General features: G+C 42.5%; 4 protein-coding genes. 1 reads left to right on the forward strand and 3 read right to left on the reverse strand.

Features of this window, described 5'->3' with window-relative positions:
- The 3 genes from AB4496_RS20960 to AB4496_RS20970 all read right to left on the reverse strand — a co-directional run.
- On the reverse strand, window positions 1-559 hold a 559-nt coding region (locus AB4496_RS20960), incomplete at its 3' end, for an NAD(P)-dependent oxidoreductase (protein ID WP_372131857.1).
- Between the two features lie 322 nt (window positions 560-881).
- Complete coding sequence (locus tag AB4496_RS20965) at window positions 882-1412, reverse strand: 3'-5' exonuclease (protein ID WP_009847018.1); 531 nt, start codon at window positions 1410-1412, stop codon at window positions 882-884.
- A gap of 87 nt (window positions 1413-1499) precedes the next feature.
- Window positions 1500-3038, reverse strand: coding sequence for a sensor domain-containing diguanylate cyclase (locus AB4496_RS20970; protein WP_102258584.1), 1539 nt, complete (start codon window positions 3036-3038; stop codon window positions 1500-1502).
- Between the two features lie 348 nt (window positions 3039-3386).
- Between AB4496_RS20970 and AB4496_RS20975 the strand changes: the two genes are divergently transcribed.
- Window positions 3387-4019: a DUF2760 domain-containing protein gene (locus AB4496_RS20975; RefSeq protein ID WP_102258585.1), complete on the forward strand. Its 633-nt coding sequence runs from the start codon at window positions 3387-3389 to the stop codon at window positions 4017-4019.
- Window positions 4020-4146 lie beyond the last annotated feature (127 nt).

Here is a 4146-nt window from a genome sequence, read left to right on the forward strand (position 1 = left end):
CATCCGCTTGTGCTTGATCACGTGAAGCTTGGCTGCCCCACACTACGACAGACATCCCAAATACTTGGGCATATTGTGCAATGCATTTTCCGATTTTTCCGTAACCCCAAATACCAAGCTTCAAGCCCTTCAAAGTTCGACCTAACCCTAACGAGCCTGAATCTTGCCACTGGTTTTGCTTAAGGTTTGACGCGTAAGTAGGAATGTGGCGCGATGCAGCCATAATCAACGCCCAGCATAATTCAGAGGGTGCGACTGGCGAGCCTCGGCCTTCTAACACGGTAACACCAAATCGTTCGCACATTTGCGGGTCGATATGGTTACTTACTTTGCCCGTCTGGCTAATCAGCTTGAGGTTTGGGAGCTGCGATAACAAAGATTCGGTGATCTCGGTTCTTTCACGAATGAGCACAATGGCTTCAAACGAGACTAACTTAATGGCGAGCTCTTGCTCTGAATAAGTCTGGGTAAATACCGTGACATCGTGTTGTTCGAGTTTGTTGAAGCAATCGAGGTCTTTAACGACGTTCTGGTAGTCATCCAATATCGCTATTTTCACATCACTCTCCTTGTGAATGTTAATCTTCTGGCGTTAGTCAAAAGCAGCCTAAGTGCCATGCCTAACGAATCAACACATCACTCGCTGGGACTTCACTATTGATAAACCACTTGTTGAAATTAGGTTTCTTGGGATAGTCATTGCCCTTAACGTGAATAGTCATTGCCCTTAATTTGGATCGTCATTACCCTCAAATAACAGGCACAAAAAAACCACCTAATAAGTAGGTGGCTCTTCATTTTAATAACTCACAAGATTCAGGCTAACTTTAAGTGTTTAACCTTTCAGTATTTAACCAAGCGCCTCTCTGAAATACAAACGATTACAACATCGTCAGCGCAAGCTTTGCCAAGTTATAAGCGTCAACATAACCAGAGTGCTGACGACCTTCCCACTCAATGTTTTTCGCTTCTTGAGCAGCACGGTGACCAATACGTTTTTCTTTCAATCGATTCTGAACTCGATAAAGCGTGGCGATGTTCAAGAACTCGCTGAACGGAGGTTCGATGCCTTTCTCAATACACTCTTTGTGTAAGATAAGGTCGTCACGTCCCCACGCTGCATAGATTTTTTTTGGTCCACCGAAGTTCTTAATCATCGACTTGATGACAGATTCTAATGGACGACCTTGCTTTTCGATTTTACGAGGTGTTATGCCCGTTAGCTCGGCGCAGAACAGAGAGACTTCATCTTTCTCTGGCTTAACGTAGTATTGTGCTCGCTTGACGATAGTGCCAGATGCTAGATCAATTTCAGCAAGACCAACTTCAATGATCTCGCCTGTTGTTCCCACACCGTCTTCGCTCCAACAGCACATTTCCAAATCGAAACATACCACTCGATTGTGATTCATACGTCGCCTAATTCTCTCGTCAAAAATTTTGTCAAATTGTACATGAGCCCAATACAGAACTCGACCCTAGTTGCATCAAGTGCTCATTTAGCCTGCAATTGTAACGCGATTTCGGCCATTTGACTTACTTAGGTAAAGCATACTATCGGTTTTTTGAAGGAGCTCTTCGATGTCTTCTTTACTGCGGATGGTAGCACCGATACTTAGAGTACAACTCAATAGTTGACCTTTATGCTCACAGTGAGACTCGCTCACCGTATCTAAAATACATTCTAAATAACGTGCCAGCGCGTCGTGTTCAATGACGCTCGAAATGATACCAAACTCATCTCCTCCCATACGGAAGACATGATCGCCCTCTTTCAAACTGCCTGAAATCAACTGAATTACATGAACCAGTAAGGCATCACCAGCCGGGTGGCCAAATTGATCATTAATCCCTTTAAATTTATCGACATCAAATCCAATCAAGCTAAACGGCTTGTCACCTTGTATCGCTTTATCGAGCACCTTATTAAAGGCTCGTCGATTATAAATCTCTGTGAGGCTGTCATGATTGGCAAGAAAACGGAGTTCTTCCGTTCTTTCATCAATCATTTTATACAGGCGTACTTTTTCTTGGACTTGCAGTTTAACGATATAAGAAAGCAACAGTGAAATAGTCGTGCCCACGAGGGCAATCCCGGCCAACACCAGGTAACCATTAAACGAAATGCATGAGTCTATCTTGAAGTCGACAACCCATTCACGGTTAGTGAGTGTGATTTTCTTGGTGATATGTTGTCCAGTCACACCCTCATAACCTTTCGTTTCGAACAAGACAGGTGCATCTTCGGCTTCAAAACCGACATCACTAACGCGGACATAAACATTCATATCCCCAACCGTCGAAGCCAGCAAGTTCTCAAAATAGTATGTGGTGCGAACCACACCAATTACAACGCCGAGTAAGTTGTCACTCTCTCCCTCAAAGACAGGGTGATACACCAACATGCCACTCTTTTTTGTGCCTTTATCTAGCCCATCTTGTATCAAGCGAACTTTGTCTGAAATATTCGCCTTACGTGTCTGTTTGATATTATCTAGAACGAGATCAAATCGCTCTCTAGAAGAGTAAAAGCCAAGAACTTTGTTGTTTGGTTCTGTATTGGGGAAAATATCGCTAGCAACGAAAGCTGGCTGACCATCCAAAATGTAGCCATAGGTTTTTGCTTGGTTCTTAGGAATGGTATACAGCTTAAAGAATGGGTACTTTTCTTTCATTTTCGCCGTGTGCTCAGCTATCTCGTCTGCGGGCACTTTTTGCATCCACTGCAAGGCAATTAAACTCTTTGAATCATCTATGGTTTGCTTAGCAAAGCGATCAAACTTATCCCAATTTTCAGGGTCATTTGCGTAGAAAAAATTAGCACCAGACCCAATATATGCAACATCATTATCTATAAAGGCTTCCAAGCTCAATGTCTGGTGAGTAGCAAAACTATCCAAATTCATATTCAGCGCACGCTTTTGATTAAGCATGACTAATACAAAGCACAAAACAGTAATCAAAAAACTGACCGAAAATACGACCAACGGGAGAGTTTGTCTCTTCAACCCTGTTAGTGGGTCAGTAGTTTGGGGCATGCGGGTTCCAAATAGGCTCTATTGAATGAAAAGTATATAACGGACGGAAATAATGCTCCATTCATGTTTAGTCCTAAATGTCACATTAAACGGGCATTTTGTAAATTTTACTGACCCCCATGACCAATAACCAGACAAATCTCGATTAACTTTCAAGCTAACTCACCAAAAAGCCAGTTTATTGAAAACATTAAATAAAGCCCTTAAGCCTTGAATATGCTAGTATCCACCCATATTTATAGCTTGAAAGTGACCATTTCGGCCTTATGCCACTGAGTTTCTTTCCAACCTGTATATTCCTTTAAACCGACGAATATACCGTTAAATCAATTTTAAAGAGAAATCACTATGATCGTTGATTTGAACCTAATCCCACAAACGTTTGATATGCTTCACGCAGGCCTAACTGCATCAAGCGTTTTACTACTGCTAATTGCCGTTTCTCGTAAAACCAAAGTGGTTGAGAAAGTCGTAGAAAAACCAGTAGAAAAGATCGTTGAAGTTGAAAAGCCAGTTGAGAAAATTGTCGAAGTAGAGAAAGTTGTTGAAGTTGAACGTGTGATCGAAAAAGTAGTAGAAGTTGAATCTAAGCTGGCAACAGCACCAACAGATTCTGCAATGCAACTACTGTCTATCATGCAGCAAGAAGCTCGTTTAATTGACTTCCTAAAAGAAGACCTAACGTCATTCTCTGATGAAGAAGTTGGCGCAGCAGCTCGTGTTATTCACACTGGCGGTCAAAAAGTATTAGCCGATTACGTAACGCTGTCTCACATCCGCACTGAAGATGAAGAAACACGTATCACTATTGCTGAAGGTTTCAACCCTCAAGAAATTCGCCTAACTGGCAACGTAACGGGTAACGCACCATTCAACGGCACATTGGTTCACAAAGGTTGGAAAGCAACTAACATGAACCTGCCTAAGCTTGCTGAAAACTACGATGCATCTGTAATTGCACCGGCAGAGGTAGAGCTATAATGGAACACCAAACTCAGCCATCATCGCACGAGTCTTCTTCTCAAGAACATACGCCGCAGATGCATTCACAAGAGCTATCTTCTCAAGAGCAACATCAGGCGCCTAAGTTCAGTGTTGGTATCGATTT

Origin of the sequence: Vibrio sp. 10N.222.46.A1, from assembly GCF_041473595.1 — a bacterium.
Classification (GTDB): Bacteria; Pseudomonadota; Gammaproteobacteria; order Enterobacterales; family Vibrionaceae; genus Vibrio; species Vibrio tasmaniensis_A.

Bases quoted from the DNA above. Each gene is read 5' to 3' on its own strand.
- AB4496_RS20965 (WP_009847018.1), bottom strand. From the start codon at position 1,412: ATGAATCACAATCGAGTGGTATGTTTCGATTTGGAAATGTGCTGTTGG.
- AB4496_RS20970 (WP_102258584.1), bottom strand. From the start codon at position 3,038: ATGCCCCAAACTACTGACCCACTAACAGGGTTGAAGAGACAAACTCTC.
- AB4496_RS20975 (WP_102258585.1), top strand. From the start codon at position 3,387: ATGATCGTTGATTTGAACCTAATCCCACAAACGTTTGATATGCTTCAC.